Below are 361 nucleotides of genomic sequence, written 5' to 3'. Positions count from 1 at the left end.
ACTAAAATGAGCACCTATTTCATACTGGACCTTCATTCTTTCCCTCGCCTTTGTATTGCCTTTCACAAAGTCAGATAACTCCTCACCGGTTGCCTCTTTAAATTGTTGATATGCGGCATCAACAGCTGGTTTAATGTTTACCGTAATACGTTTATAAGGCTGAATAAATTCTAGCGCTTTTTGGGCGTCATCCTCATCTGCTTGGACACCATACGGCAACCTGACAGCAAAAAAAGTATACTTATCAGTGTTTTCCTCTTTATTTAACTCTTCCATGGCTAATTGAATTAGTCTGCTAGTAAGTGTGGAATCCTGTCCACCTGAAATACCGAGAACATATCCTTTCAAGCCAGTTTTCTTT

1 protein-coding gene is annotated in these 361 nt (G+C 39.6%); it reads right to left on the bottom strand.

Annotated elements, in window-relative coordinates:
- The coding region (gene nadE, locus AOA60_RS23140) for an NAD(+) synthase (protein ID WP_305887058.1) at positions 1 to 348 on the bottom strand (348 nt) is incomplete at its 3' end.
- Positions 349 to 361 lie beyond the last annotated feature (13 nt).

Source organism: Pseudomonas sp. 2822-17 (assembly GCF_002742485.1).
Classification (GTDB): Bacteria; Pseudomonadota; Gammaproteobacteria; order Pseudomonadales; family Pseudomonadaceae; genus Aquipseudomonas; species Aquipseudomonas cyclaminis.
The sequence above is the reverse complement of the archived record's forward strand: the minus strand, read 5'-3'. Positions and strand labels throughout refer to the sequence as shown.